Source organism: Marinomonas polaris DSM 16579 (genome assembly GCF_900129155.1).
Classification (GTDB): Bacteria; Pseudomonadota; Gammaproteobacteria; order Pseudomonadales; family Marinomonadaceae; genus Marinomonas; species Marinomonas polaris.
Map to the genome: position 1 here is coordinate 18,831 of NZ_FQVF01000022.1, position 24,181 is coordinate 43,011.

Genomic DNA, 24,181 nt, shown 5'->3' on the forward strand with positions numbered 1-24,181 from the left:
TACCTTTTATTCATTACTTGGTTTGTGCCACAGATTGTTCGTTCAGACAATGATAAGCACGGTTGAAGTAAACCAAGCCTTGACCATCTGTACCGACTTTTGCGTCTTTTACACGGCAGTAAAAAACAGTGTGAGAACCAATTTCATGGCTCTCATGGATTTCGCAATCAAAGCTAACCAAGGCTTCGTCCAATGCTGGCGCGCCAGTTTTTAATGTTGCCCATTGGTGTTTAGCAAAGCGCTCTTCACTGCTCAAATCACGGTTGGCAAAATCCCAAGAAACACCTTGGTGATGGCTTTGTAGTACATTCACGCACAACACAGCGTTCTTTTTAAAGTGGGGGTTAGCAAACGAGTTACGGTTCATACACACCAACAAAGTCGGTGGCTCATCTGTCACGCTAGTAACGGCCGTTGCCGTAAAACCAAAACGTCCTGCTTCACCATCTGTGGTGATCACAGACACGGCACCGCCCAACATAGACATGCCATCGCGGAATAATTTTGTCTCTATCATGGTGTTCTCCTTCCCTTATAAGGGAGCATTAAATATCGAGGACAAGGCGTGGCGACAGTGAACGAGAACAACACAAGGTAATCTGGTCGTTGTCTTCTTTTTCTTCTTCCGTCAGGTAAACATCGCGATGCTCTGGCGTACCTTCAAGAACATCACAAAGACAGGTTCCACATGTGCCCTGTTCACAGGAAACTTTCACTTTTACGCCGGCGGCTTTTAGTGCGTCTGCAATGCTTTCGTTTTCGCCAACTTGCACTGTGACGCCACTTTTCTCGGCAAACACTTCAAAACTCGCACCGCCAGTTTCAACTTCCACATTAAAAAATTCTTTATGTACGTTGCTATCAGGCATACCTAGATTTTTTGCAGTGCTGATCACCCAATCCATAAACCCATTTGGACCACAAACATAAAGATGAGTGTCCGCATCAAAGTCTTTCAAAACGGCTTCTAAGTCCAAACGTTGGTCTTCAGAATCAAAGTGCATGTCAACATGCTTGGTAAAAGAGCAAGACGTTAATTCACTAAGGAAACCACTTGTCTCACGAGAACGACTGCAATAATGCAATTCAAACGTTTTGTTTTCAGCGATCAAGGAATACGCCATGGCGATCATTGGCGTAATCCCGATTCCACCACCAATCAAGATAGAACGCTTAGCGCTCATCTCTAATGGAAAATGGTTACGCGGAACACCAATGCTTATCTCGGTACCTTCTTGCAAATTAAGATGAGCAGCAATCGATCCACCACGTGAGTTCGGATCTTTTAAAATACCTAAGCGATAAACACTCGTGTCGGCGGGATCACCACACAGTGAATACTGACGAATTAAATCATCGCCTAAATGCACATCAATATGCGCACCTGCTTCAAACGCAGGCAATGCCTCACCATTGAGACTCGCAAGCTCTAAAGCAATTACACCATCAGTGTGGTTTTCTCGTTTACGAACAACTACTTTCAATAACGTTTCAGACATCCAACTCTCCTCCCAACCCAAGCCTAAGTCGGGGCCTTAGTTCACAGATACAATGGTTCACAGATACAATGGTTCACAAATACAATGGCTCACAGACATAACTCAAATAAAACGCGATAAGCAGGCAAAAGCTGCTTAGCGCATAAACAAACCACCATTCACATCCCACGTTGTTCCCGTGGTGAAGTAGGCTTCTGGGCGAGCAAATTGCACCACCACATCACCAATAAAATCGGCATTACCTAATCGACCAACCGGAATAGCGCCCAACAAAGTTGGTAAACGATCTTCTGGCACCAAAGCGGTCACCATTGGTGAATCAATCGGACCAGGTGCCACGGCATTAACGGTCACACCTTTGCTAGCAAGCTCTTTGGCAAAGACTTTTGTTAGTGTCAAAATTCCGCCCTTGGAAGCGGCATAATGAGCACCTGTTGAAGTGCCACCATTTTGCCCAGCCAAAGACGCCATGTTGATGATTCGGCCATAACCTTGCTCAGCCATGTATTTACCAAACACCTGGCAGCCAACAAACACACCACCCAAGTTGATATTCACCACTTCGTTAAACTCTTCTGGGGAAATATCCATGACAGGCGTCGCTTTCGTCACCGCAGCGTTGTTAACCAATACCTGCAACGCGCCAAACTTAGTGACAGCAAATTGCAGTGCCGCTTCAAAATCAGCTTTCCTCGCAATATTCAACTCGCAAGCAATGGCGTTTATTCCTTCTGGATCAAGTGACAACGCGGCTTTTTTAGCCGCCTCACCATTTACATCTGTCAGTACTACGCGAAAACCCGCGGCAAACAAACGTGATGCAATATGAAAACCAAGCCCTTGCGCTGCACCAGTCACTAACGCCACTTGTGCCTGTGTAGATTGAGTCATTATTTCGCCCTCTGTCTCATGAAAAACTACCTATATTTCATGAAAAACCGTTTAAAAGATGAAACTTACCGTGCGTAAGAAACCGTCTGAATGCATCAATTTGACAACTTTACGGTCAATCATAAAACCGTCATCTGTTGGCTTTAAGCGATATTCCAAATCGGCAGGATAAGTCACTAAGTTGCCATGACGTAATTCGTTCAATGTCATCGCACAGCGCACAACAATGTAGTCAGCGGTTTCTTCCAAAATGCGCAAACGCGACACCATACGAACGGTGCTACTTGCTGCACCAGCCGAAACTGATTCACCGCTTTCCAAACGTGCTACTCGCATTCGACGCATACCCGCATCATCTAATGCTAGGTTCAGCGTGTTTTCGTAATCTGTTTCATTGTTGTCAGTCGGCACAATGTATAAGCCTTTTGTATCCCAAAGAGACAACCATGTTTGATATTCTTGGTGATCTAGCAAGTCAGCTTCATACCAAATAAATGCCGTTGCCTTGTTAAGCAAATCCATGTTTATCGTCATCTTATTTCTCCCCTTTGGCGGCCATCATTTGCTTGTATTTCTGATAAGCACCACGCATTCCTGTTTCTGAACACACAGCTCCAGCCACGTTGCCATCTTTTGATGTATGCAAATTACCCATGCCGCGGTTGACAAGAATCCAGCCATCTTTACCAGCCATTGATCCTTTTTGAACACGCTCCCATGCTTCACCATCATCTGGCGTTCCGAAGCCCATTGGCCCTTGGAAGTGTTCGTGTAGACGCATGCGTTTGCGGTTGAATGATACTGGTGCACCTTCACCACCAATGGCGACGTGTTGAATCTCAGTTAAGCTCACACTCACTGGACGCAAGACACGGAAAAACGCCATCGAACAAGATACGTTCGGGAATAAATTCAAGTTAAACCCAGTACCATGCGCTGCACGAACAAGACGTTTAACCTGCTCTTCGTCTTGGCCTTCGTCACGTAATGCTTGAGCAAGCTCTTCAAAACGCGCTGGAATCGGTTGATCCAAATCCGCTTCTAAATCAACTAAGTCAGGAATCATCACCATCACACTATGGCCATGACCTAAATCTTCTACAAAGCCGTCACCGTCGAGGAAGTCAAAAATATCAGCAGTGGCATCATCCAACGAGCTGATGAATGACTTATGAATGATTGGAAAATGGTAGGCATCTGTGGTGTTTTCGAGCTGAATTTTCCAGTTACCTGGAAAGTTAAAACGATGCTCGCCCAAGACTTTCAATGGATAACCACCACCTTGCTTAATAAACAAGTCGATCCATTTTTTCGCGCCGCCCAAAAAATCTTCTAGTGGCTCAATGTCGCTTTTAAAGGTCGCAAAAACCAAGCCTTGGTACGATTCATGGCGTAGGCTTTCTAATGGCAAATCATTTTTATCGATAACACCTTCGTATTCTTCAGGTTTTGGTATTGCGCGCAAACCACCATCTAAACCATAACCCCAGCCGTGATATGGACAAGTAAAGGCTTTCGTTTTGCCTTTACGACCTTCACACACGGTTGCACCACGGTGACGACAGCGATTAAGCAAAACATGCAGATTCATTTTACGGTCACGGCTTAAAATAACCGGATGACGACCAACGAAGGCGGTTTTAAAGCTGCCCGCTTCTGGCACTTCGCTTTCATGACCAATGAAAATCCAGGTGTTTTGGAATACTTTGTCTAATTCTTCTTCAAAGATTTCTGGGTCTGAATATAACGCTTTGTGAACGCGACCCTCTTCGACCATATCCGCCGCTTTTAGACTGATATTTTGCAACTCAATTAATTCACTCATCTTCTTTCTCTCTTTAATCTTTTAGACATCGACCCTGTCGCTTTCGTGTCAGCTTGTTTATTTAGGAACGGGCAATGTCGCATCATCATTCCAATCCGATACTGGGCGACTAAATAGATTCTCAGTTTCAAAATGGGCCATTCGCCACACACCATCATCACGTCGAAACGACACGCTCAAACGCGCACTGTTCAGATGAGAACCACCAGCGCTAAAGCTCGAAACTTGAATCATGTTCCAACTGCCGGATGCCTGGTCACCATCAACACGAATCACTTCGGATGACAGGTAATGCACGTTTAACGAAAAATGAGCAGGCTCAACGGTGTATTTCGCTAGCATTGAAACAATGGCATCACGACCTTGATAACCACCAAAGCTTTTCGCATAACGAGCGCCTTTACCTTCCCACTTAGCATCTTCGGTAAATAGATCACCTAATTCATCTAATGGTGTCGCTGGATTCAAGTGATCGCACAGATCCATGTAGCGATTGATACAAGCACGAATCGCTCGGTCACTTTCTAAAGCATCAATTCGCGCCAATATAGTTTCTAGCTCGCTCGTGTCCTTCATACTTGCATCCTTCATATTCATCGACAGCTCTTAGGCGCGCTGGACAATCAGTTCACGACCAATACGAGATTCGATTTTCACGTAGCGCCAAAGTTTGTATGGCGTATCGCCAACCGCTGCCGTACGCAACAAATTGCAGCACGCAACTACTGTGTCGTAATCCTTCACATCAGCCAAAAGATAGGTTGTCCAAGGGTAGCCAGCAGAAGGACCAACCATGCTTTGGTCGTCATCCATATTGCCGATTACTTCAACGCCATCCATGTCATGAATACCATTCCACATTGCGCCAAATGCCGCCCAAACATCCAATTGCTCTTCGCGCGCTGCGTCCATAAAATTTTGGTTAATTCCCATGCAAAACAGTACGCGTAATGGTTTTTTATCGCTCATAATTCATTTCTCCAATAATCAAAAATTCGTCTAAAAATAGGCTAAATCAAGCTAATTTCTTATAAATAACCTGGTAATGGTTTTTGTCCAAAAAAGATGGCACCGGCATTTTGCCAAGTGATGTCACCCATAAAAGCGTGTTGAGTAACAACTTGCGCATCGTTAACGAAACGCGACAACGGGCTGGCTTTGTAAACGCCCGTCATGCCAGATAACATTTGAACCTTACGCGCGACTTCAGCGGATACACGAGAAGCGTGTGTCGATGAAAGGCGTAATAAGTTGATTTGCTGAACAGATAGAGATTCGTTTTTTTCTAACGTCTGCCAAGCATCATTAATGGATTCATAGAAGAAGCAGCGCGCAGCGCGTAAATCGGCGTCGGCTTTAGCAACTTCCGCTTGAGTAAGGGGACGCTCGCCAATATTTGGAGCGCCAGTGATCGAAGCCCGGCCAGCAGCCATGGCCTGAAGTTCATCAAGCGCCGCTCGTGCTACACCTAAACCAACCACAGAAAGAACTTGAGTCGCAAAAGAAAGAGAAGGATAACGGAACATTGTCTCGTCTAAGTTAGAAGCACCTCCGCGAACAAAGGTCCACTCTTCAGGCACATCCACATTATTAACAACTAAGTCATGGCTGCCTGTTCCTGCAAGGCCAACTACGTCCCAGTTTTTCTTCACTTCTGCTTTACTTGCTGGCATCACTGCCATACGAGGAAGCTCTAATTTTTCACCTTCTTTTGGTGCGATACCAACGCCGACCACATCAGCCCCCATGCAACCACTAGAAAAACTCCAACGGCCCTTTACACAAAAACCATCGGCTATTTTTTCAGCAGGTTGAGGCGGAAAAATGCCACCAGCAAACACCACATCTGGTGATTTTGCATACACCGTTTTTAGCGTATCTATTGGCAAAGCCGACAAGTACACAACACCCATACCAAAGCTAGCTACCCAACCAGCAGAACCATCTGCTTTAGAGATCTCTTCAATCACTTCACAAAACTGAGCCGCGGTTATTTCATCGCCACCAAGACGCTTTGGAACCAGCGCACGGTAAATACCTAAACTGCGAAATTGTTCAATGATGTCCTGACTAATAAATTGCTGATCATCGAATTCGCTATTGCGAGCACGAGCTCTAATGTCACTCATCAATGCTCCAAACGCCTCACTTCCTAAAGCATCAAAAACAGATGCCGAGGCTTTTTCTTGGTAAGACGTAACCGTGTTCTTCAGACTCATAATTAGCTCCTCTAATGCAGATTTAGTTACCGACTCACTAGGGATGAGTGAACTGTTCAAATGAAGATTTTTCAGTATTTTTACTGCATTAATAAAAAGACTAAAAGTTTTCGCTCTCATCATCGAACAACATCAAAAACACATCGCCTAACGTCTTGGTTTGCATCACTCAAAAACATTAAATAAATGTATAAAGAATGCTAATAAGGTCGTACTAATTACTTTACTTGTCAACTAAATTTTCAAGTTAAGGATCAATAAAAAAATAGATCGAAAAACAAACAATAAGGATTTTTTATATTTCAAATAAAAACAAATAAACACATAAACTATTGTTTAATATAGATTAATAATAAAAATAGACAACATAATAATCACCTATAAAACACATTAAAAATGCCAAATAAAATTCACATAAAAAAATAAATATGAACAAAAGGCATTTTTTAAAATCTTTTTTATTTGTTTTTTTATATTGTTTTTTGCAAAAAACAATGGCAGGCTAACTCCGGATTAAGGTATAGAAATGTATAAATTCAATAAAAATAAATAGAAGAATAAAACCTGCCGAAGAGATGCCAAATGATCTCCAAGCGATAGAAAGCGCTGTAAAAAATTACATAGTGTTAACTACATACAGGAAAATCTTATGACACCTAAAAGAGTAATCTCTGCTTTATTTCTAAGTTCTTCACTACTCGCACCGTTAGCAAACGCTGACATTAAAATTGGCGTAGTCACTTCCAGCACTGGGCCTATCGCCTTAGTGGGAATCCCTCAAAAAAATACCGTTGCACTACTCCCCACCTCCGCCGGAGGCGAAAAAATCTCCTATATTTCACTGGATGACGGAAGCGACCCAACCGCAACAGTTAAAGCATTTAAAAAGCTAATTGACGAAGAACACGTAGATGCAATCATAGGGCCAAGTGGTTCAGGCAACGCAATGAGCGTTATTCAATTTGCGGCAGAATCAGGCACACCAATGCTGGCTCCAGTTGGGACTGCGGCCGTTGTACTGCCAATGACAGAACAAAAGAAATGGGTTTTTAAAACCACACAGAATGACGATCTAATTGCCGAAGCATTAGTCGAACAAATGAAATCAACCGGTATAAAAACCATTGGCCTCATCGGGACTGCAGATCCATACGGTGAGAACTGGGCCAAGGTAATGAAAGACCTTACCCAAAAAGCTGGCATTCAAATTGTAGCGAGCGAACAATTTCAGCGCCAAGATACATCCATGACAGGCCAGAGCTTAAAAATACTGATGGCCAGCCCAGATGCCGTTTTGATTGCCGCACCTGGAAGCTCTTCAGTGATGCCGCAAACCACCCTTAAAGACCAAGGCTACAGCGGCAAAATCTACCAAACTCACGGCGCAGCACTAGATGCTTTTCTTCGACTTGGCGGCAAAGCAGTTGAAGGCACCATCCTAGCAGCAAGTTCCATGCTGGTTTTAGATGAAGTACCAAACAGCCCTTCCAAAGAAATAGCTACAAAATACATTACCGACTACAAAAAACTCTACGGCGAAACACCGGCTACCTTTGGCGGTAACGTTCTAGATGCCGGACTACTCCTTCAAAACGCTATCCCAAGCGCACTAAAATCTGGCAAACCAGGCTCAGCCGAATTTCGTAACGCTCTTCGTGACGCACTGGAAAAAACCAAAGAAATGCCAGCAACACAAGGCGTTTACAACATGACAGCAGAAGACCACAGCGGCTTTGACGAACGCGGTCGCGTTTTGATCACTGTCAAAAATGGCAAATGGGTACTACTAAAATAATGCCCCCTCGACTTGGGGTGGGCACACAGCTCCAACCCACCCCAGCGAGAATATAATTATAAATTTTGCGGCCACGAAGCCACAAAATCGATGAGAACAAAAGGAATCACACTAAATGAACTTTCAGATCGCCACACTGCTTGGACAGGATGGCCTAACCAATGGGGCTATTTATGCCTTATTGGCCCTGTCTATTTTGCTGGTTTTTACAGTCACACGAATATTGCTTATTCCACTAGGCGAGTTCGTAACGTTTGGCGCACTAACAATGGCCGCCATGCAGATGGGTAAAGCCCCAAAATTAGAATGGCTCCTACTCGGTCTTGTTTTGATCGATTGCGCCTTAGATTTGTATCAACAAATCAAACATCACATCGATCGAAACAAGATGAAAAAAATAGCCCTCAAACTCGGCTATGCCTTTGTAATGATAGGCTTATTAAATAATTTGTCTTTGGCAGAAATCCCAATGGCTTGCCAAGTTTTATTAACGCTTTGCCTAATCGTGCCACTTGGCCCAATTATGTATCGTCTGTTTTTCCAACCTCTTGCAGACGCACCAGCACTGGTTTTATTGATTGTCTCCATTGCGCTCCATGTCGCCATGGTAGGCGTCGGTCTATTATTATTTGGGCCTGAAGGCGCCCGCACACAACCCTTCTCAGATACGGGTTTCCGCCTAGGTACCGTGATGCTGAAGAGCCAAACCCTATGGGTTATTCTGGTCTCTATCTTCCTCATTGTGACCTTATTCATCGCTTTTGAACGCACACTTTACGGCAAGGCACTTCGCGCCACAGCAGTAAACCGAATGGGCGCTCGCTTGCAAGGTATTTCACCCGTATTTGCTGGTAAGGCCACTTTCGCTCTAGCCGCTTTTATCGGCAGTGCGTCGGGTATTTTAATTGCCCCAATCACCACACTTTATTATGACTCCGGCTTCATCATCAGCTTAAAAGGCTTCGTCGGCGCCATTATTGGCGGCCTTGTCAGCTACCCAATTGCGGCTATTGGTGCGGTTGCTGTTGGTATGATCGAAGCTTTTTCCATGTTTTGGGCGAGCAATTACAAAGAAATCATCGTTTTCACCCTGATTATTCCATTCCTAATCTGGCGCTCGATGAACAGCCATCATGTAGAGGATGACGAATAAATGAAATCGCGTAATTTAATTATTTTTGGCTTAGTCGTACTTGCCATTGCACCTCAAGTGCTACCAACATTTCAGGTCACTCTACTTAACTATATTGGTCTATACGCATTAGTCGTACTTGGCCTAGTATTACTCACAGGTGTAGGCGGCATGACCAGCTTTGGTCAGGCAGCTTTTGTTGGGCTTGGCGCTTATTCCACTGCTTACCTAACCACCACAGAACAACTACCGAGCTGGCTAGCCTGGTCGGCAGGATCACCTTGGGTCGGGCTGCTTATTGGTTTGCTATTAACGGCAGCCGTTGCTTTATTCCTTGGCGCACTCACCCTTAAATTATCAGGTCACTATTTACCACTAGGCACCATTGCTTGGGGCATTTCGCTGTATTACTTGTTTGGCACCATGAGTTCTATGGGCGGACATACAGGGATTAGCGGTTTACCTTCTTTAAGTCTGTTTGGCGTTCTTCTCGATAAAGGGGAAAAGATTTATTACTTAATTTGGGCGATTCTGATGTTGGCGGTCTGGATTACCAGCAACCTACTAAATTCCCGTGAAGGTCGCGCCATTCGCGCCCTAAAAGGCGGTCAATTAATGGCAGAATCCATGGGCGTAAATACCTTTCGCTCAAAGATGGTTATTTTCTTGATCTCCGCTCTGTTTGCTGCCATTTCTGGCTGGCTTTACGCGCACACGCAACGCTTTGTTAACCCAACACCTTTTGGTCTTAGCATGGGTATTGATTACCTATTTATGGCATTGGTTGGTGGCGTTGGCAGCGTCTGGGGGGCACTACTTGGCGCAGGCATTTTGACCATGCTCAAACAATGGCTACAAGACTGGCTACCTCTTATTATGGGTGGAAACGGCCAATACGAATCCATTGTGTTGGGCCTATTAATCATTTTCATGATGCAACGCTCACCCGGCGGCATTTGGCCTTTATTAGTGAAATTTGCACCAGCGTCGTGGCGCAATCAAGACCACATAAAAATAAACCCATCTGCCACAGAACTATCACGCCGTGAATTACCACAAAAAGGCAAATTAGTTTTAGAAGCTTGCAATGTTACTCGCCGCTTCGGTGGTCTAATTGCCAATAACGAGATGAATCTTCAGCTGCACGCAGGTGAAGTACTTGCCCTCATCGGCCCAAATGGCGCAGGCAAAAGCACCATGTTCAACCAACTGTCTGCCGTCGATACACCCAATGATGGCGAAGTGCTCTTTTTGAATCAAAGCCTAAAAGGCAAAAGCTCTCGCCAAGTCGCTCAAATGGGCATGAGCCGCACCTTTCAGCATGTAAAATTACTGACCTCCATGACGGTGTTAGAGAACGTCGCACTAGGTGCACACATGCGCGGCAACAAGGGCATCATCAGCTCCGCACTACATCTTGAACGTGACGAAGAGCAACGCCTTCTTAAAGAATCCCAATACCAGCTTGAACGCGTCGGATTAGGCGAACACCTTTATACCGAAGCAGGTAGCCTATCTCTTGGGCAGCAACGCATCCTTGAAATTGCTCGCGCACTTTGCGCCGACCCATGTGTATTACTGCTAGATGAACCAGCAGCAGGGCTTCGCCATCAGGAAAAACAAGCACTAGCAGAACTACTCAAGAAACTCCGCGAAGAAGGCTTGGCTATTCTCTTGGTTGAGCACGACATGGACTTTGTTATGAACCTTGCTGATCGAATTGTGGTGATGGAGTTTGGTGAAAAAATTGCCGAAGGCTTACCAGAAGAAATTCAAACCAACCCTGCCGTTTTAGAAGCCTACTTGGGAGGTGTCGAATAATGACTCAAGCTACAGAAAAAAATTTACTCGACGTCAGCGGCCTTCGTGTTGCTTATGGCAAAGTGGAAGCACTAACCGGTATCGATCTGACCTTAAAAGAGGGGAAACTGGTGACTGTTATCGGTCCAAATGGCGCAGGCAAAACCACATTACTGTCCGCCATCATGGGAATCTTACCTTCCAAAGGCACCATTCGCTTTAACGGTAAAGACTTCATCAGCCCAGATGTTGAAACTCTGGTTGGCCATGGGCTTGGCTTAGTTCCCGAAAAGCGCGAATTATTTTCCACCATGACAGTTCAGGACAATCTATTGCTGGGTGCGTTTCAACGCTATCGCCGTGGTGATAAAAGCTACGACCAAACCTTGAGCGAAATTTACAGCCTTTTCCCTCGTTTATGGGAACGACGCCAACAGCAAGCTGGCACGTTATCAGGCGGAGAACGTCAAATGCTTGCCATTGGTCGGGCCATGATGAGTAAACCAAAGCTCTTGATGCTAGACGAGCCTAGCCTTGGGCTAGCGCCATTAATTACGCGAGAGATTTTTCGTATTTTTGCAGATTTACGCCGCCAAGGTGTCTCCATACTTCTGGTGGAACAAAACGCGCGTGCAGCACTAAAAGTAGCTGATTACGCTTATGTTCTTGAAGGTGGGCAGGTAGCAATGCAAGGCCCTGCAGCAGAGCTTGCCAATGACCCTAAAGTCATAGAGGCCTATCTTGGCCTAGCCAGCAAACACCAAGAATTACTTTCTAGTTAAGATCGTCAACAACATTAAGTAAACAGGCAAGAAGCTTATTACTAAACACGAGAAAGCACTCTTTTTAGAGCCTTTCTCATTTTCAAACGGAAAAATTGATTATGAATATTTGTATCGCAGGAGCCGGCGCTATTGGGTGCACACTAGCCGCCCGCCTAGCAAAATCTGGCCAAACCGTGAATGTTCTTGCTAGAGGAACCACCCTCGAAGCCATTCAGAAAAAAGGCATTCATCTCACCGACATAGACGGTGAGCATAAAGTCACAGTTAACGCTTCCGATTCAGCAAAAGAACTTGGCCCGCAAGATATTATTTTCATCTGCACTAAGGCGCCTGCCTTGCCCGCCATGCTTAAACTCATTACCCCCATGCTGCATGAAAAGACAATTGTCATTCCTGTTGTGAACGGCATTCCATGGTGGTATTTCCAAGGCATTGAAGGACGTTTTTCTGGCGATAGCATTCAAGCCATTGATCCTGAAGGCTCAGTCAGTAAATTGCTTCCTCATACTCACCTAATTGGCTGCGTGGTATTTATTACCGCATTTAGAAACTCGCCGGGCGTCGTTACTTCAACCAACCCGCACCTAATCGTACTTGGTGAAATAAATCACCAAATGAGCGAACGACTTGAGCAAGTTCGCACAGTAATTGAAGACGCAGGCATCGAAGCCCGCGCTACTGATAATATTCGTGATCAGATATGGACTAAAGTGGCGGCCAACATCACCTCTAACCCACTTTCAGTTGTCACCAAAGGCACGTTAGAACAACTTTACGCTGATGATCGCCTAAAGCCTCTCGTTCGCAGAATGCTCGACGAAGTTCTACTCATTGCCGCCGCCTATGGTGCACGAATTCGTTTTGATCCTCATACTTTTATGGAGCTTGGTGCAGGCATGGGCGCTGTCAAAACCTCCATGCTACAAGACTACGAAGCTGGCCAACCTTTAGAGCTCGACGCTATCGGCTATTCGGTATTGGAGCTGGCAAACAAGGTAGACATTCCCATGATCGCCACACAAAACCTGTTGGATTTAACTCAATTTATTGCGGCACAACCACAAACTCAAAAGCAACTTTAAAATTAACAACACATAAAACAACATAAAGGGAACACAAATGAGCAACCCAGTGAACCGCCCAACCCACATTAGCGAAGAAGAATGGGCTCTTCGTGTTAAATTAGCTCACTGCTACCACCTAATAGACTTTTTTGGCTGGACAGAGACCATTTTCAACCACATTTCCGCTCGCCTCCCCCACATTGAAGGCGAGTATCTAGTTAATCCATTTGGTCTAAATTATACAGAAATCACTCCAGAAAATTTGATCAAGGTGGATGTCAACGGCCACAAACTGGATGACTCGCCATATGATGGCAACCCTGCTGGCTTTGCTCTTCACGGAGCCATTCATGCAGCACGAGAAGACATACACTGCGTCATCCACACCCACACCAATGAAGTCTCAGCAATTGCGATGAAAAAACAGGGTTTCACCCACGATAGCTTTTACGGCGCACAACTTTATGGCCGCGTTGGCTACCACGCATTTGAAGGCATTACTCTCTTTGAAGATGAAAAAGGCCGCATGCTTGAAAGTCTCGGACAGAAACACATTCTAGTCTTACGAAATCACGGTATCGCAGTTGGCGAATTTGACATAGAACGTACTTTTTTCCTTTTATGGACAGTGCAGCGCGCCGCAGAAATTCAAGTCACCTCTGGTGCACTTGGCGGTGAAGATGTATTACTAGAACAAAGTATTCGCGAAAAATGCGCAGATTTAACGCAAATGTTAATTAAAGATAGCGGCTTTGCAGACAAATTCTATAACGCCATGGTTCGCAAAATGGAAGCCGAAAAAGGCCCCTGCTGGTAGCCTCCCCCAAAAATAGCCAACCTTAATAGCCAACCAAGAGTTGGCTATTTCACAAAACACACCCTTACTTTTTATTGCAATTGAGAATCATTATTGATATAAATGCTTGATGTTTCAATTGACTAAAAACGTCATTTTTTGTACATTCTATCACTTATAAGAAGCAAGGATTTTTAATGACCAGCAAACCTAGAGCTCCACGAAGTCAACGATATAACCCTGCAAGTGAAGATTTCCACAAAGAAGACTTTCCCTTTTACTGGCTAAATCAAGTTCATGGTCGCTATAGTGTCGCTGTTGAAAAAGCACTAAAAAAAGTCAATCTTGACATCCCAAGGTGGCGAATTCTGTTCACTTTGAAGGAAGAAGGCACCTGTAGCGTTTCGCAAATCGCAGTACACGCCATAGCCAAACTTCCTACCGTTACAAAAATCATCCAACGCATGAAACAAGATGGTCTTGTAGACACAAGAGTTAGAAGTGATGATGGTCGTGTTACTGAAGTCATGCTTACTGAAAAAGGCATCAACGCAGTTGAAGACATTCGCTTTATCACCAAAGATTTATTCAAACAAAGCTTTAAAGGCATGACCGAAGCAAAAATAAAAAGGCTCAACAAACTACTGGAAGAGCTATTTCACAATTTACCCGAGCACTACAGCTAAAAGCAGAAACTCTTCAATAGAACCACAAACACATCCTTTTAAACGCACCAAAGTTAGTTTGAACGAGATTATCGCTCAAACTCGGTGCATTTTTGTATCTTTTAATTTGTTATCTTTTCGAAAAACCCACTCTCAAGAAATATATCCTTACTTACGATCTTAGATTAATTATAGAACACCAAAAAAAAATACAACCAACTGAAATATAAAGATTTTATTCATATATTTATGTTTTTAAACCATCAACAAATACTAATTCAAACTCAAAAAAGCCCACATAATTAACAAAATATGGTTTGGCACAATACTTGAATGCATGAATATTTACTTGAACATTCAATTAAAAATGTGTTTCTATAAAAATGCATTATGACTCTCACAAGAGAATCAAATTAAAGTTCAAATAAAAATTATCGCGGATCAAACCGCTAAATGCAGCTCAAACTATTTCTAGATAGTGAGCATCTACGAGGATACCCCCAATGCCTTACAAGCCATTAGTTACTGCGTTTTTCTCATCAATAGCCATTATTGGATCCATGGGAGCAACCGCTTCCTCGGTTCGTCTAGACATCCAAAGCGCTTGGCCACTTACCCTACCCGCCAGTGGACAGAGCGCCCAGCACTTAGCTGACAGGATCAAAACAACTTCAGAAGACATTAAAGTAAAACTCTACTCTGCTGGAAAATTGGTCCCACCACTAGAAATATTTGACGCCGTTCAGCAAGGAACCCTAGACGCAGGCTATACATCGCCTCTGTACGTTGCTGGACGATTCCCAGCTTTACAGCTGTTTGGTGGCGTTCCATTTGGCCCATCAGCACTAGAGTATTTAGATTGGATCTATAACGGCGGCGGTTTAGCAATTTGGCGTGACATCTATGCCAAGCAAGGCGTTGTAACAGTTCCATGCGGTCTAATGGATGCGGAAGCTGGAGGCTGGTACAACTTTGAAATCAATAGTACTGATGATTTGAAAGGTAAAAAAATCCGCTTCGCAGGACTTGCTGGCGAAGTCATGAAAAAAGCCGGCGCATCGGTGGTTCTTCTTGGTGGTGGCGATATTTACCCTAACCTAGAACGTGGTGTCATAGATGGAACCGAGTTCTCTATGCCTGCGATTGACGCTGCTATGGGCTTCGAAAAAGTAGCTAAATATTACTACCTACCTGGCTGGCACCAACCTGCTGCAATCAATGAGCTAATCATCAACAAACGCAAATGGGACTCTATGAGCGCAGCACAACAAGGCTTGATCGAAGACACTTGTCGTGAAACTCAACTATGGACAATCTCTTCCACCACGATAGCCAATGCCGATGCCATTAATAAATTTAAAGCAGCTGGCACTCAAATTAAAGCCTTCCCTCCTGCCGTTCTCGCTGCATTTAAAAAAGGCACAGACGAAGTAATGAATGAAGAAGCGAATAAAGATGCTGACTTCAAACGCACTCTAGATTCTCTCAATAGCTACCGTGAAAAAGTGTCTCTGTGGACTGAATATAAAGGCAATTAACTTCAAATAAAACCGAGAGATACATGACGTCTTTCTCAGTTTTATTCTTTAACGTCTACTAATCCGCCTTACACAATCGGAGCTATTTTGATGTACACCATAAACTCCATTGCTGACAAAATCGGAGCTTTTTCCGTTGCTGTCGGCAAAGCTGGCTCACTTATTCTGCCCATTTTAATCCTCACCATCTTGATAAACGTGATATTGCGCTACGTTTTCAATATCGGCTTGGTGGAACTAGAAGAAGTTCAATGGCACCTAAATGCCATCGTTGTTATGTCCTGCTTAGCCTATACCTACCAAGCGGATGAACACATTCGTGTTGATATTTTTCACAATAGATTCAGCCCTAAACGTCGTGCATGGGTCGAGATTCTTGGTATCTTATTTTTGTTTTTCCCTTATACCATTCTCGTTTCATGGCACGCATGGGAAATCACCACTTATTCTTGGTCATTACGTGAAGGCTCCCCAATGCCTTCTGGATTGCCCGCTCGCTATATCATCAAGGGTGTTATGGCTCTCGGCTTGAGCCTTTTAGCACTGCAAGGTGTTGCGATTTTTTTCCGCAATATTGCTTTTTTAATTCAACCCAACGCTGTCTCCGCCTCATCGACTCCTGCGGAAAAGGGATCGCATCATGAATGAGTTATTTGTTTTTTTACTATTTTCTACCTTTATGCTTATTCTATTTTCAGGTTTTCCTGTTGCCTTTGTTTTAGGCGGCGTCGGCGTATTATTTGCCACGTTGGGCAGTATCCTTGTGTCATTTGATATCTATGACGTAGCAGAATTGCGCACCATAGGTTTTGTCGCCAATAGGACGTTTTCAACCATTTCCAGCTACTCACTAATCCCTATGTCGATGTTTATCTTTATGGGATACATGCTTGATCGCTCTGGTATTGCCGAACGTTTAATTGAAGCAATGCGTCGCGTTTTAGGTAAAACACCAGGTGGATTGGCAATCGCAGTGGTTCTAATAGGTGTTGTGCTTGCAGCATCTACTGGCATTATTGGTGCATCAGTCGTACTGCTTTCCACCATTGCACTTCCAACTATGTTTAAAGCGGGTTACGCGAAATGGATCAGCGCAGGTACAGTTGGAGCAACAGGTTGCCTTGGCATTCTTGTTCCACCTTCTATCATGCTGGTAGTGATGGGCGATCAATTACGTATTCCTGTTGGCGACCTTTTTATGGGCGCAATCATACCGGGATTATTACTGGCCACCAGCTTCGTACTTTTTATCTTTATTTATGCCCTGATTAAACCTTCTACCATGCCAAAAGTCGCCTTCGATGAAGAAAGTGGCGTAAGCAAATTCGAGATTATTCGAGATATTTCTAAAGCTCTGTTCGCACCGCTGGTCTTAGTTTTGGCTGTATTGGGTTCCATCATTGCGGGTATCGCTTCACCTACGGAAGCTTCTGGAATTGGCGCTGCTGGCGCAACCTTTTTAGCCTGGAGTTCAGGCCGATTAAAATGGCACGACTTGCGTTTTGTCTGTTATCAAACAGGCCGATCTGTCGCTTTCTTATACGCCTTGATCTTTGGTGCATCCTGTTTTTCTGTGGTCTTACGCGGTTACGGTGGTGATGAAGTGATTGAAAACGCCCTTCATGCTTTGCCACTCAGCCCAGAAGGCGTGTTGTTCTGTGTGATTCTAATCATCTTTTTATTAGGCTTTTTCTTAGACTGGATGGAAATCGTCTTAATCGTCGCACCTCTGGTGATGCCAATTTTAGTAGGTTTTGGCTTCGATCCTGTTTGGGTCGCGATTCTTATGGCGTTATGTCTGCAAACTTCCTTTTTAACACCGCCCGTTGGCATGGCGTTGTTCTACATAAGAAGCGCAGCAAGTGACATCAGCATGGCAGAGATATACAAGGGCGCAATCCCTTTCGTACTACTGCAATTACTGACACTTGCCATCGTTGCTCTTTACCCGTCATTGGTTACTTGGCTACCGAACTAAGCATTCACAACCTTCCTGCATCACGAGGAAGGTTGTCTTTTCTGATCAGTCAGCCAAAAACTCATCCACTGCAGCCAGCGCTTGTGTACCGTAAATAACTGCAGGACCACCGCCCATCATGAGTGCAACGTTGATGGTTTCGATCAATTCTTCCCGAGTAGCGCCAGCGCGAAGTGCGGCTTTTGCATGAGAAGCAATACAACCGTCACAACGTGAAGCAATACCAATACTTAATGCCATCATTTCTTTTACTTTAACTGCCAGCGCGCCCTCTTCCATAGCAGCTTTGTGCATGGCCATAAATCCATCCAATATCTCAGGAGAAGATTTACGATATTCGCGCGCAAAGGCATTTTGGTCTTTGTTAATTTCTTTGTAGCTTTTCATGGTTCACCTTAATTAGATTTAACATTAGATAACCCTAATTTAAGGCCAGAGATAAAAAGAAGATAGTATTTGTTGAATAAAGACTGACCTACGGCAAGATAAAAGGCACCGACTCTATCGTAATTAAGCCGTCCACTCGCGGTTTTGCAATACCACTCGATAACCGTCTACGTCTTCAAAAGTTTTGCCGACGTCGTCCCAATAATCGTTGTAGGATGGCACATGAACAAAGTCTGCTGCTTGCATCTTTTCACAGCATTCTTCCCATACTTGCGTGTCGGTAAAATAGAAGATGAGTAGGTTATCTTGCGTCGGCGCTTTACCGACGGTTGCGCCTTTATGATGGGTAAATTCTAAGTGATAGTTATGCTGCTCATGACCGACGATAGAGCCATCGAAGCCATTATGACCTTCGAAGCTACCGAGCAGTTTGAAACCTAGGCCATTAACATACATGTCGGTGATTTTAGCTAGGTTGTCAGTTGGTCTTGCGACACGCATTTTTGCTGTCTTTGGGATCATGAGATACTCCAGATTCTTGGTTAGTTTAAAGTTTAGCGTCAAGAAATTCAGGAGAAATCGGATTCACCACGCAACACGCCTTCCTTGACTAGCCAATGAGCCTACTACAAGACTTTTATGAAAATCCATAATCGTCACGCTATATTCAGTATGTGAATCAATTCGCGATTAGAACCAGCTTTGTATTTTTTTCTTATCAGGAATCGAGCCATAATGCACAACAACATCGTCTATCACCACGGCAGGCGTACTCATTACACCATAACTCATGATAACTTCGGCGCTGGTTTCTTTCTCTACATTCACTGACACTTCGTTTTCAGCGGCGATAGCTTTAATAAGCTCAGCAGTTTTCACACATTTGCTACAACCACTACCCAGTACTTTGACTTGTTTCATTTGATTGTTCCTTTTTTAATTAGCGCTTCAGTTAACAAGATTCAGAATCCAACCCACTAAAGTGAAGGAGAAAAGCAACATCGCCAAAATGATGGCAAGCAATTTCCATGTCATCACTTGTTTAAGCAAAATAAATTCTGGGAAGCTGGCCGCGACGGTACTCATGCAAAACGCCATGGTGGTACCGATTGGCAGACCTTTGGTTATCAAGCTTTCCATAATAGGAATCACGCCCGTTGCATTTGAATAAAGCGGAATACCAAACAATACAGCCAAAGGCACAGACCACCATTGGCCGTCGCCAAGGTTACCTTCTAGCCAAGATACAGGTACATAACCGTGCAACGCTGCACCAAGACCAACACCAATAAAAACCCATTTCCACACTCGTGAGAAAATATCCCACAGCTCATTCTTAGCAAAGTCATGTCGTTCACGAAAAGACAGCGTTGGTTTTGCACTAGAATCACCATCTGAATCAGCGACAGGTGTTGCCGATTGGTACGCTTTTAGGGCAAAAGGCTGTAGCATTTTTTCAGCTCGGATGAGATCAAGAAATACGCCACCCAAGATACCAACCGCCATGCCAACCAAAACGTACATCAAGGTGATTTGCCAACCAACCAAACTGAGCAGTAACAAAACAGCAACTTCGTTAATCAACGGTGAGGTCAGTAGAAACGACATGGTAATGCCGACAGGAATGCCCGCAGAGGTAAAACCAAGAAATACAGGAATGCTTGAGCAAGAACAAAATGGTGTGATAGCGCCGAAAACAGATCCAGTTAAATAGCCAATAAAACGGTTTTTTCTAGCGAGATAATCTCGAACTCTTTCAATATTGAGAGACGCACGTAACAGCGCAATAAAGTAGATCATGATGACCAAGAGGAAAAAAATCTTGGTCGTGTCTTCAATGAAGAAATGTACCGCATCACCAAGTTTCGAATTCGGGGATAAGCCAAATAATATGAAGGTAAGCCAATCTGCTAAATCAGTGAAAATAGCCAGCATCGTATTTCTCTTATTTGACGTTACCTTATAGTGAATTCACAAAGGTTACCTTTCACCCTACTCCGATGCTCACGACAAGACTATGAATGCTTTGCCATTAGCTGACCGAGATCAAATAAAAAAGCAACCCTAAGGTCGCTTTCGAATAGATGCTTTTAATAATTCACTTTCTTGAGACGATTTACTTGTAAAGCATCTCCCCACGCATCGGTGCGAGCACTTTTAGCACCTGATTCTGCTGCGGATAGGTTAAACCTGCTTTTTTCATAGCATTAACCAATAAATCGACGGTGGTATTGAAGTCGGTTTCATTGATTTTTTGACCTTGGTGTACTTTCAACATGGTGTCGCCAGTGTAAGTACATGGGCCACCGGTATTCACACAAAGATGCTCGATGAATTTTTCACGGAAGCGAGTGATATTGGTTTTTTCAAAATAGCGATAAATGTCTTTATTAAAGCTAATTTCGTCAATAAAGTTATCGGTAATAGCTTCGACCGTTGGCTTGCCACCAATTTCGTCATATAAGCTTTTCGGCGCTTTACTTAGCGCTGCACAGGCAACCAAAAATACGCTAAATGCAATGAATGATGCTTTTACTAGGTTTACCATAAGTACCCCGTCATGGATAAATAAATGCCTGTTTGATTTTTCTTGGTGGCAACTGTGCCTAAGTCGACATAAGCCGCAGTAAAATTAACATTCTTGTTCGGCATATAACTGACAAAGACATCTTTCCAATCATCTTCTTCTACACTAGACAGATTGCTCGGTTTCTGACGATATTCCATACCCACTACCCAGTTAGGAGATAGTAGCAAACCAACACTGCCTTCCATCATCACTTGGTAATCGTTGTTGTCTGGCCCACCGTAGCCTAACAAGCCCATTTCATTGGCTTTGGTAGCACGAGCAGTTAAGTTCCATACAAGGTTGTAACCCGCAACCGCACCTAAATGCACTTTAGTCGCAGCAACATAAAAATCAGTTCCACTGTCGTCTTTTGCCCCAAGATACGCAGCAACCGTATCACTGTCTAATTGCTTATACTGTAAACCAACACTGACTTGAGGATAGGCGGAATACACTGCATCGCCATATAAGCGAACTTTCACACCAAAGATATCTTGTTTTATGTCTCCTACGCTTAACGCTTTCACCAGATCAACAGGCAAATCAAACGTCTGCTGAGCGTAACTTAGCTCGACCCTGTCGTAGAAGCTGGTCGCCACACCGATGGAGGACAAGCGATAATCACTGACATTTACGTCTGTGATAAAAAATGACGCAGCCGTTTCGTCGCGACTGTCGTAGCCTGCCAAAGTCGCCCATGGCACAAGCCCACCACCGCCACTGCCTTCTACTTGTGAAAGCCCTGCTGTCGCCAGAATTTTGCCATCGGCTGCCATAACAGACGAAGCTGATAACACAAAGCTGCTGACAGCTAATATCTTGATCATGTTTTTATTCATTAGATTCCTGCCGCGCATTTAATTTGGATCACTTTGACCATTTCTTTTTACCAAATCCTTTATCCATATTACTGTGATCCATCATCCCAATAGGAGGCAAAAGCTCCAGCGAGATACTTTGCTCTATATTGCTTGTGATAGCGATTTTCTTTACAGCGTTCACACCCTCAATAAATCGCTCACTCCACAAAGATACTGTATCGCCACTTTTAGCTGGTATCCGTACTTTACCGTCTTGGTCTGTTTTTAGCGCAAAGGTATTATCAGCAACGATAATGTAACCAATCATATCGTCATGTATGTTACAGCCAAGAACAACAAGTCCGGCCTTATCGAACAAGATGGGGGCAACTTCTGTGCCTTTATAAAGTTTAATCTCGAACGTTTTTGGCTGAGAAAAACTGTAAACGTGATGCCGAATATCATCACTATTAGGAAAGCTAACGTACTGACCTTTTTGCACCACTAATACACGGGGCACAAAAGACTCATCAATCTGATCCATTACAGCCACAGTATTAGGTGTTCTTACTGCATTGTTTGACACCATAACAACCGCATCAGAGACAGGAAGGTTATCTTGGTCAAAAACGGTCAATGTCATTTCAGCCCACGCACTTGGTAGGGTTAAACAAAACAGTAGAGCAAACAAATGACGCATATAATTTCCTTTTAATTAATTGGCTTTTGATCAGGCCGCTTACTTTTAAATATATTGACAAAGAATATAATTACAGCTAATTGAAGACAGATCATTATACTTTCTGTAACTCACATAAAAATTAGAGTAGGAAATAAGGAATCAAACAAATGCGAGACCTCATAGAAGTCATTTCCTATAAAGATACCGCTAACGCCCATTCGCATTCGCACACTCAAATTGTACTTCCGCTTTCTGGTCATCTGATATTGGACGTAGAAAATCGCCAGCAAGCAGTTCAATTTGGACAGGCTTGCATGATTTCTTCAAATCAAACCCATACCCATTTGGCAAGAGAAAATAACCACTGCCTGATCCTTAATTCGCTTCCCGTTTGGGACAGCCAGATCGAAAGCAAAAACAATTTTGTTGAGCTTAATGCACAAACTAAGGCGTATTTGCCATTTCTATCTAGCCTAATTGGTGAATCTCATAATCCACTTAAAACTCAACAAGCATTAAATTTACTAGAACATTTACTCCCTATCCCACAAACCAAAATACTGCAAAGCGACACTCGTCTAGCCAAAGCCAAACATCGACTGGACCATAATTTTCAGGAGCATTGGAGCTTGGCTGAGTTAGCTTGCGATGTACATTTAAGTCCAAGCCAGCTAACTGTCTTGTTCAAACGACACCTAAAAATGACACCGAAGCAATACCTACAACAACGCCGCTTAACTGAGGCGAAAATGTGGTTAAGATCGACCAATAAAAGCTTAGAGTATATCGCGCAGAAAGTGGGAGTGAGTGATGCCAGCGCCCTTGTTCGCTTATTTTCTAAGTACTATCTCATAACACCAGGTAACTATAGAACCAATCACACTTCTAGAAAAACATAACTAGATCTACATAAAAAATACCATACAAGAGCCATTTTCAGCCTTCGTTGCCACATATAGAACACCTTATATTACTAAATTTGATATCTAGAAAAAAATATGAAAAAAAAGTAAAAAAAGGCAAAAGAAAAGTGAAGTGACTGTTTTGCGACGTCAAAAAAGTGAAAAAAATATAAAAAACTCTAATATCCCCCTTAAGGTTTCCCATCCTATTTAAGGGGTTATTTAATGTCTTCAAATACCAGTGAACTCTCAACAAAAGATACTAAAGTGTTTCTAAAAGAACAGGATCTTATCGGCCAAGGAAATGAAAGATCTTGCTTCACCAACCCTTTGAATAAAAATACTTGTGTAAAAGTAATAAGAACAAAGCATCGCAGTCAAAACAAGATTGAGAAGTACTATTACACCAAGCTAAAAAAACGAAACAATTTGTCACCTTTCATTTCTGAATACTATGGGGAAATAAACACGAATCTAGGGAAAGGGTTAGTGTTCGAAAAAATTTTAGACAGTGATGGATGCTCTAGTGAGTCTCTTTACACATTAATGAAAAATAATGCCATTTCATTAAGTGAGGCGAAAAAAATCTTAAAAACAGTTTTTGAAGACCTATACCAGAACGCCATTTTACTTGGTGATGTAACAAAAGATCAGATCCTTTTAAAGAAAACAGACCATGGCTATACACCTAAGATAATTGATGGCTTAGGCACAAGACGTTACGGAATAAAGCTGTTCTTAATGAGTAATATAAAATCTTTCGCCCGTAGAAAACTCAAAAAAAGTTGGAAAACATTAGAAGTAGATTTAGAACTAGCATGAAGGTGTTAATCCCCCCCTCCTTACTGGCGTTT

General features: G+C 43.4%; 27 protein-coding genes. 12 read left to right on the forward strand and 15 right to left on the reverse strand.

The window, feature by feature from the left end; all coding sequences use genetic code 11:
- Positions 1–13: 13 nt before the first annotated feature.
- The 8 genes from BUA59_RS19600 to BUA59_RS19635 all read right to left on the reverse strand — a co-directional run bounded on the left by BUA59_RS19600 (position 14) and on the right by BUA59_RS19635 (position 6,434).
- Positions 14–517, reverse strand: a complete 504-nt coding sequence (locus BUA59_RS19600; protein ID WP_072841375.1) for a flavin reductase — start codon at positions 515–517, stop codon at positions 14–16.
- A 28-nt stretch (positions 518–545) separates the two neighbouring features.
- Positions 546–1,499 (reverse strand): PDR/VanB family oxidoreductase, encoded by a 954-nt coding sequence (locus BUA59_RS19605; RefSeq protein ID WP_072841377.1) that lies wholly within the window; start codon positions 1,497–1,499, stop codon positions 546–548.
- A 135-nt stretch (positions 1,500–1,634) separates the two neighbouring features.
- Positions 1,635–2,390 carry an SDR family NAD(P)-dependent oxidoreductase gene (locus tag BUA59_RS19610; RefSeq protein ID WP_072841379.1) on the reverse strand — a complete coding sequence of 252 codons (756 nt, stop codon included), beginning with the start codon at positions 2,388–2,390 and terminating at the stop codon, positions 1,635–1,637.
- Between the two features lie 51 nt (positions 2,391–2,441).
- Positions 2,442–2,924 (reverse strand): aromatic-ring-hydroxylating dioxygenase subunit beta, encoded by a 483-nt coding sequence (locus BUA59_RS19615; RefSeq protein ID WP_072841381.1) that lies wholly within the window; start codon positions 2,922–2,924, stop codon positions 2,442–2,444.
- Between the two features lies 1 nt (position 2,925).
- Positions 2,926–4,215, reverse strand: coding sequence for an aromatic ring-hydroxylating oxygenase subunit alpha (locus tag BUA59_RS19620; protein ID WP_072841382.1), 1,290 nt, complete (start codon positions 4,213–4,215; stop codon positions 2,926–2,928).
- Between the two features lie 57 nt (positions 4,216–4,272).
- A complete protein-coding gene (locus tag BUA59_RS19625) occupies positions 4,273–4,791 on the reverse strand; it encodes a nuclear transport factor 2 family protein (RefSeq protein WP_072841485.1) in 519 nt (172 codons plus the stop codon).
- A gap of 30 nt (positions 4,792–4,821) precedes the next feature.
- Positions 4,822–5,184 (reverse strand): IacB protein, encoded by a 363-nt coding sequence (locus BUA59_RS19630; protein ID WP_072841384.1) that lies wholly within the window; start codon positions 5,182–5,184, stop codon positions 4,822–4,824.
- Positions 5,185–5,243: 59 nt separating this feature from the next.
- Positions 5,244–6,434 carry an acyl-CoA dehydrogenase family protein gene (locus tag BUA59_RS19635; protein WP_072841386.1) on the reverse strand — a complete coding sequence of 397 codons (1,191 nt, stop codon included), beginning with the start codon at positions 6,432–6,434 and terminating at the stop codon, positions 5,244–5,246.
- A gap of 649 nt (positions 6,435–7,083) precedes the next feature.
- Between BUA59_RS19635 and BUA59_RS19640 the strand changes: the two genes are divergently transcribed.
- From BUA59_RS19640 to BUA59_RS19685, 10 genes are all read left to right on the forward strand, one after another.
- Positions 7,084–8,229 (forward strand): ABC transporter substrate-binding protein, encoded by a 1,146-nt coding sequence (locus BUA59_RS19640; RefSeq protein ID WP_072841387.1) that lies wholly within the window; start codon positions 7,084–7,086, stop codon positions 8,227–8,229.
- Positions 8,230–8,344: 115 nt separating this feature from the next.
- Positions 8,345–9,382, forward strand: a complete 1,038-nt coding sequence (locus tag BUA59_RS19645) for a branched-chain amino acid ABC transporter permease (protein WP_072841389.1) — start codon at positions 8,345–8,347, stop codon at positions 9,380–9,382.
- The gene (locus tag BUA59_RS19650; RefSeq protein WP_072841390.1) at positions 9,383–11,182 is read left to right on the forward strand and encodes a branched-chain amino acid ABC transporter ATP-binding protein/permease; all 1,800 of its coding nucleotides are present in this window, start codon (positions 9,383–9,385) and stop codon (positions 11,180–11,182) included.
- Positions 11,182–11,943 carry an ABC transporter ATP-binding protein gene (locus tag BUA59_RS19655; RefSeq protein ID WP_072841392.1) on the forward strand — a complete coding sequence of 254 codons (762 nt, stop codon included), beginning with the start codon at positions 11,182–11,184 and terminating at the stop codon, positions 11,941–11,943. The genes BUA59_RS19650 and BUA59_RS19655 overlap by 1 nt, the downstream gene beginning before the upstream one ends.
- 101 nt (positions 11,944–12,044) lie before the next feature.
- Positions 12,045–13,028 carry a ketopantoate reductase family protein gene (locus BUA59_RS19660; protein ID WP_072841394.1) on the forward strand — a complete coding sequence of 328 codons (984 nt, stop codon included), beginning with the start codon at positions 12,045–12,047 and terminating at the stop codon, positions 13,026–13,028.
- 37 nt (positions 13,029–13,065) lie between these two features.
- Entirely contained in the window at positions 13,066–13,827 is a 762-nt protein-coding gene (locus tag BUA59_RS19665; RefSeq protein WP_072841395.1) for a class II aldolase/adducin family protein, read from the forward strand.
- 176 nt (positions 13,828–14,003) lie between these two features.
- Positions 14,004–14,492 carry a MarR family winged helix-turn-helix transcriptional regulator gene (locus tag BUA59_RS19670; RefSeq protein ID WP_072841397.1) on the forward strand — a complete coding sequence of 163 codons (489 nt, stop codon included), beginning with the start codon at positions 14,004–14,006 and terminating at the stop codon, positions 14,490–14,492.
- A 482-nt stretch (positions 14,493–14,974) separates the two neighbouring features.
- The gene (locus tag BUA59_RS19675) at positions 14,975–16,009 is read left to right on the forward strand and encodes a TRAP transporter substrate-binding protein (protein ID WP_072841399.1); all 1,035 of its coding nucleotides are present in this window, start codon (positions 14,975–14,977) and stop codon (positions 16,007–16,009) included.
- Between the two features lie 90 nt (positions 16,010–16,099).
- Complete coding sequence (locus tag BUA59_RS19680; protein WP_072841401.1) at positions 16,100–16,657, forward strand: TRAP transporter small permease subunit; 558 nt, start codon at positions 16,100–16,102, stop codon at positions 16,655–16,657.
- The gene (locus tag BUA59_RS19685; protein ID WP_072841403.1) at positions 16,650–17,987 is read left to right on the forward strand and encodes a TRAP transporter large permease; all 1,338 of its coding nucleotides are present in this window, start codon (positions 16,650–16,652) and stop codon (positions 17,985–17,987) included. Before BUA59_RS19680 ends, BUA59_RS19685 begins: the two co-directional genes overlap by 8 nt.
- A gap of 45 nt (positions 17,988–18,032) precedes the next feature.
- Here BUA59_RS19685 and BUA59_RS19690 read toward each other — a convergent pair whose 3' ends face one another.
- The 7 genes from BUA59_RS19690 to BUA59_RS19720 all read right to left on the reverse strand — a co-directional run bounded on the left by BUA59_RS19690 (position 18,033) and on the right by BUA59_RS19720 (position 22,443).
- Positions 18,033–18,374 carry a carboxymuconolactone decarboxylase family protein gene (locus BUA59_RS19690; protein WP_012069515.1) on the reverse strand — a complete coding sequence of 114 codons (342 nt, stop codon included), beginning with the start codon at positions 18,372–18,374 and terminating at the stop codon, positions 18,033–18,035.
- A gap of 123 nt (positions 18,375–18,497) precedes the next feature.
- Positions 18,498–18,896, reverse strand: coding sequence for a VOC family protein (locus tag BUA59_RS19695; protein ID WP_072841405.1), 399 nt, complete (start codon positions 18,894–18,896; stop codon positions 18,498–18,500).
- A gap of 168 nt (positions 18,897–19,064) precedes the next feature.
- Positions 19,065–19,295: a thioredoxin family protein gene (locus tag BUA59_RS19700; RefSeq protein ID WP_072841407.1), complete on the reverse strand. Its 231-nt coding sequence runs from the start codon at positions 19,293–19,295 to the stop codon at positions 19,065–19,067.
- A gap of 27 nt (positions 19,296–19,322) precedes the next feature.
- A complete protein-coding gene (locus BUA59_RS19705) occupies positions 19,323–20,309 on the reverse strand; it encodes a permease (protein WP_072841409.1) in 987 nt (328 codons plus the stop codon).
- Positions 20,310–20,490: 181 nt separating this feature from the next.
- Complete coding sequence (locus BUA59_RS19710; protein ID WP_084122577.1) at positions 20,491–20,922, reverse strand: group I truncated hemoglobin; 432 nt, start codon at positions 20,920–20,922, stop codon at positions 20,491–20,493.
- Positions 20,916–21,782: a DUF3034 family protein gene (locus BUA59_RS19715; RefSeq protein ID WP_072841411.1), complete on the reverse strand. Its 867-nt coding sequence runs from the start codon at positions 21,780–21,782 to the stop codon at positions 20,916–20,918. The genes BUA59_RS19710 and BUA59_RS19715 overlap by 7 nt, the downstream gene beginning before the upstream one ends.
- Positions 21,783–21,810: 28 nt before the next feature.
- Positions 21,811–22,443 (reverse strand): methylamine utilization protein, encoded by a 633-nt coding sequence (locus tag BUA59_RS19720; RefSeq protein ID WP_072841413.1) that lies wholly within the window; start codon positions 22,441–22,443, stop codon positions 21,811–21,813.
- A gap of 149 nt (positions 22,444–22,592) precedes the next feature.
- On the opposite strand from BUA59_RS19720, the gene BUA59_RS19725 reads away from it, so the two are divergent.
- Both BUA59_RS19725 and BUA59_RS19730 read left to right on the forward strand, forming a co-directional pair.
- Entirely contained in the window at positions 22,593–23,324 is a 732-nt protein-coding gene (locus BUA59_RS19725; protein ID WP_072841415.1) for a helix-turn-helix domain-containing protein, read from the forward strand.
- 228 nt (positions 23,325–23,552) lie between these two features.
- Positions 23,553–24,149 carry a YrbL family protein gene (locus BUA59_RS19730; protein ID WP_072841417.1) on the forward strand — a complete coding sequence of 199 codons (597 nt, stop codon included), beginning with the start codon at positions 23,553–23,555 and terminating at the stop codon, positions 24,147–24,149.
- Positions 24,150–24,181 lie beyond the last annotated feature (32 nt).

Excerpts from the sequence above, each read along its gene's own strand:
- BUA59_RS19605 (WP_072841377.1), bottom strand. The coding sequence starts at position 1,499 with ATGTCTGAAACGTTATTGAAAGTAGTTGTTCGTAAACGAGAAAACCAC.
- BUA59_RS19690 (WP_012069515.1), bottom strand. The coding sequence starts at position 18,374 with ATGAAAAGCTACAAAGAAATTAACAAAGACCAAAATGCCTTTGCGCGC.
- BUA59_RS19630 (WP_072841384.1), bottom strand. The coding sequence starts at position 5,184 with ATGAGCGATAAAAAACCATTACGCGTACTGTTTTGCATGGGAATTAAC.
- BUA59_RS19725 (WP_072841415.1), top strand. The coding sequence starts at position 22,593 with ATGCGAGACCTCATAGAAGTCATTTCCTATAAAGATACCGCTAACGCC.
- BUA59_RS19710 (WP_084122577.1), bottom strand. The coding sequence starts at position 20,922 with ATGGTAAACCTAGTAAAAGCATCATTCATTGCATTTAGCGTATTTTTG.
- BUA59_RS19620 (WP_072841382.1), bottom strand. The coding sequence starts at position 4,215 with ATGAGTGAATTAATTGAGTTGCAAAATATCAGTCTAAAAGCGGCGGAT.
- BUA59_RS19670 (WP_072841397.1), top strand. The coding sequence starts at position 14,004 with ATGACCAGCAAACCTAGAGCTCCACGAAGTCAACGATATAACCCTGCA.
- BUA59_RS19640 (WP_072841387.1), top strand. The coding sequence starts at position 7,084 with ATGACACCTAAAAGAGTAATCTCTGCTTTATTTCTAAGTTCTTCACTA.
- BUA59_RS19730 (WP_072841417.1), top strand. The coding sequence starts at position 23,553 with ATGTCTTCAAATACCAGTGAACTCTCAACAAAAGATACTAAAGTGTTT.
- BUA59_RS19715 (WP_072841411.1), bottom strand. The coding sequence starts at position 21,782 with ATGAATAAAAACATGATCAAGATATTAGCTGTCAGCAGCTTTGTGTTA.
- BUA59_RS19705 (WP_072841409.1), bottom strand. The coding sequence starts at position 20,309 with ATGCTGGCTATTTTCACTGATTTAGCAGATTGGCTTACCTTCATATTA.
- BUA59_RS19610 (WP_072841379.1), bottom strand. The coding sequence starts at position 2,390 with ATGACTCAATCTACACAGGCACAAGTGGCGTTAGTGACTGGTGCAGCG.
- BUA59_RS19615 (WP_072841381.1), bottom strand. The coding sequence starts at position 2,924 with ATGACGATAAACATGGATTTGCTTAACAAGGCAACGGCATTTATTTGG.
- BUA59_RS19700 (WP_072841407.1), bottom strand. The coding sequence starts at position 19,295 with ATGAAACAAGTCAAAGTACTGGGTAGTGGTTGTAGCAAATGTGTGAAA.
- BUA59_RS19625 (WP_072841485.1), bottom strand. The coding sequence starts at position 4,791 with ATGAAGGACACGAGCGAGCTAGAAACTATATTGGCGCGAATTGATGCT.
- BUA59_RS19655 (WP_072841392.1), top strand. The coding sequence starts at position 11,182 with ATGACTCAAGCTACAGAAAAAAATTTACTCGACGTCAGCGGCCTTCGT.
- BUA59_RS19665 (WP_072841395.1), top strand. The coding sequence starts at position 13,066 with ATGAGCAACCCAGTGAACCGCCCAACCCACATTAGCGAAGAAGAATGG.
- BUA59_RS19685 (WP_072841403.1), top strand. The coding sequence starts at position 16,650 with ATGAATGAGTTATTTGTTTTTTTACTATTTTCTACCTTTATGCTTATT.
- BUA59_RS19695 (WP_072841405.1), bottom strand. The coding sequence starts at position 18,896 with ATGATCCCAAAGACAGCAAAAATGCGTGTCGCAAGACCAACTGACAAC.
- BUA59_RS19660 (WP_072841394.1), top strand. The coding sequence starts at position 12,045 with ATGAATATTTGTATCGCAGGAGCCGGCGCTATTGGGTGCACACTAGCC.
- BUA59_RS19645 (WP_072841389.1), top strand. The coding sequence starts at position 8,345 with ATGAACTTTCAGATCGCCACACTGCTTGGACAGGATGGCCTAACCAAT.
- BUA59_RS19680 (WP_072841401.1), top strand. The coding sequence starts at position 16,100 with ATGTACACCATAAACTCCATTGCTGACAAAATCGGAGCTTTTTCCGTT.
- BUA59_RS19720 (WP_072841413.1), bottom strand. The coding sequence starts at position 22,443 with ATGCGTCATTTGTTTGCTCTACTGTTTTGTTTAACCCTACCAAGTGCG.
- BUA59_RS19635 (WP_072841386.1), bottom strand. The coding sequence starts at position 6,434 with ATGAGTCTGAAGAACACGGTTACGTCTTACCAAGAAAAAGCCTCGGCA.
- BUA59_RS19600 (WP_072841375.1), bottom strand. The coding sequence starts at position 517 with ATGATAGAGACAAAATTATTCCGCGATGGCATGTCTATGTTGGGCGGT.
- BUA59_RS19675 (WP_072841399.1), top strand. The coding sequence starts at position 14,975 with ATGCCTTACAAGCCATTAGTTACTGCGTTTTTCTCATCAATAGCCATT.
- BUA59_RS19650 (WP_072841390.1), top strand. The coding sequence starts at position 9,383 with ATGAAATCGCGTAATTTAATTATTTTTGGCTTAGTCGTACTTGCCATT.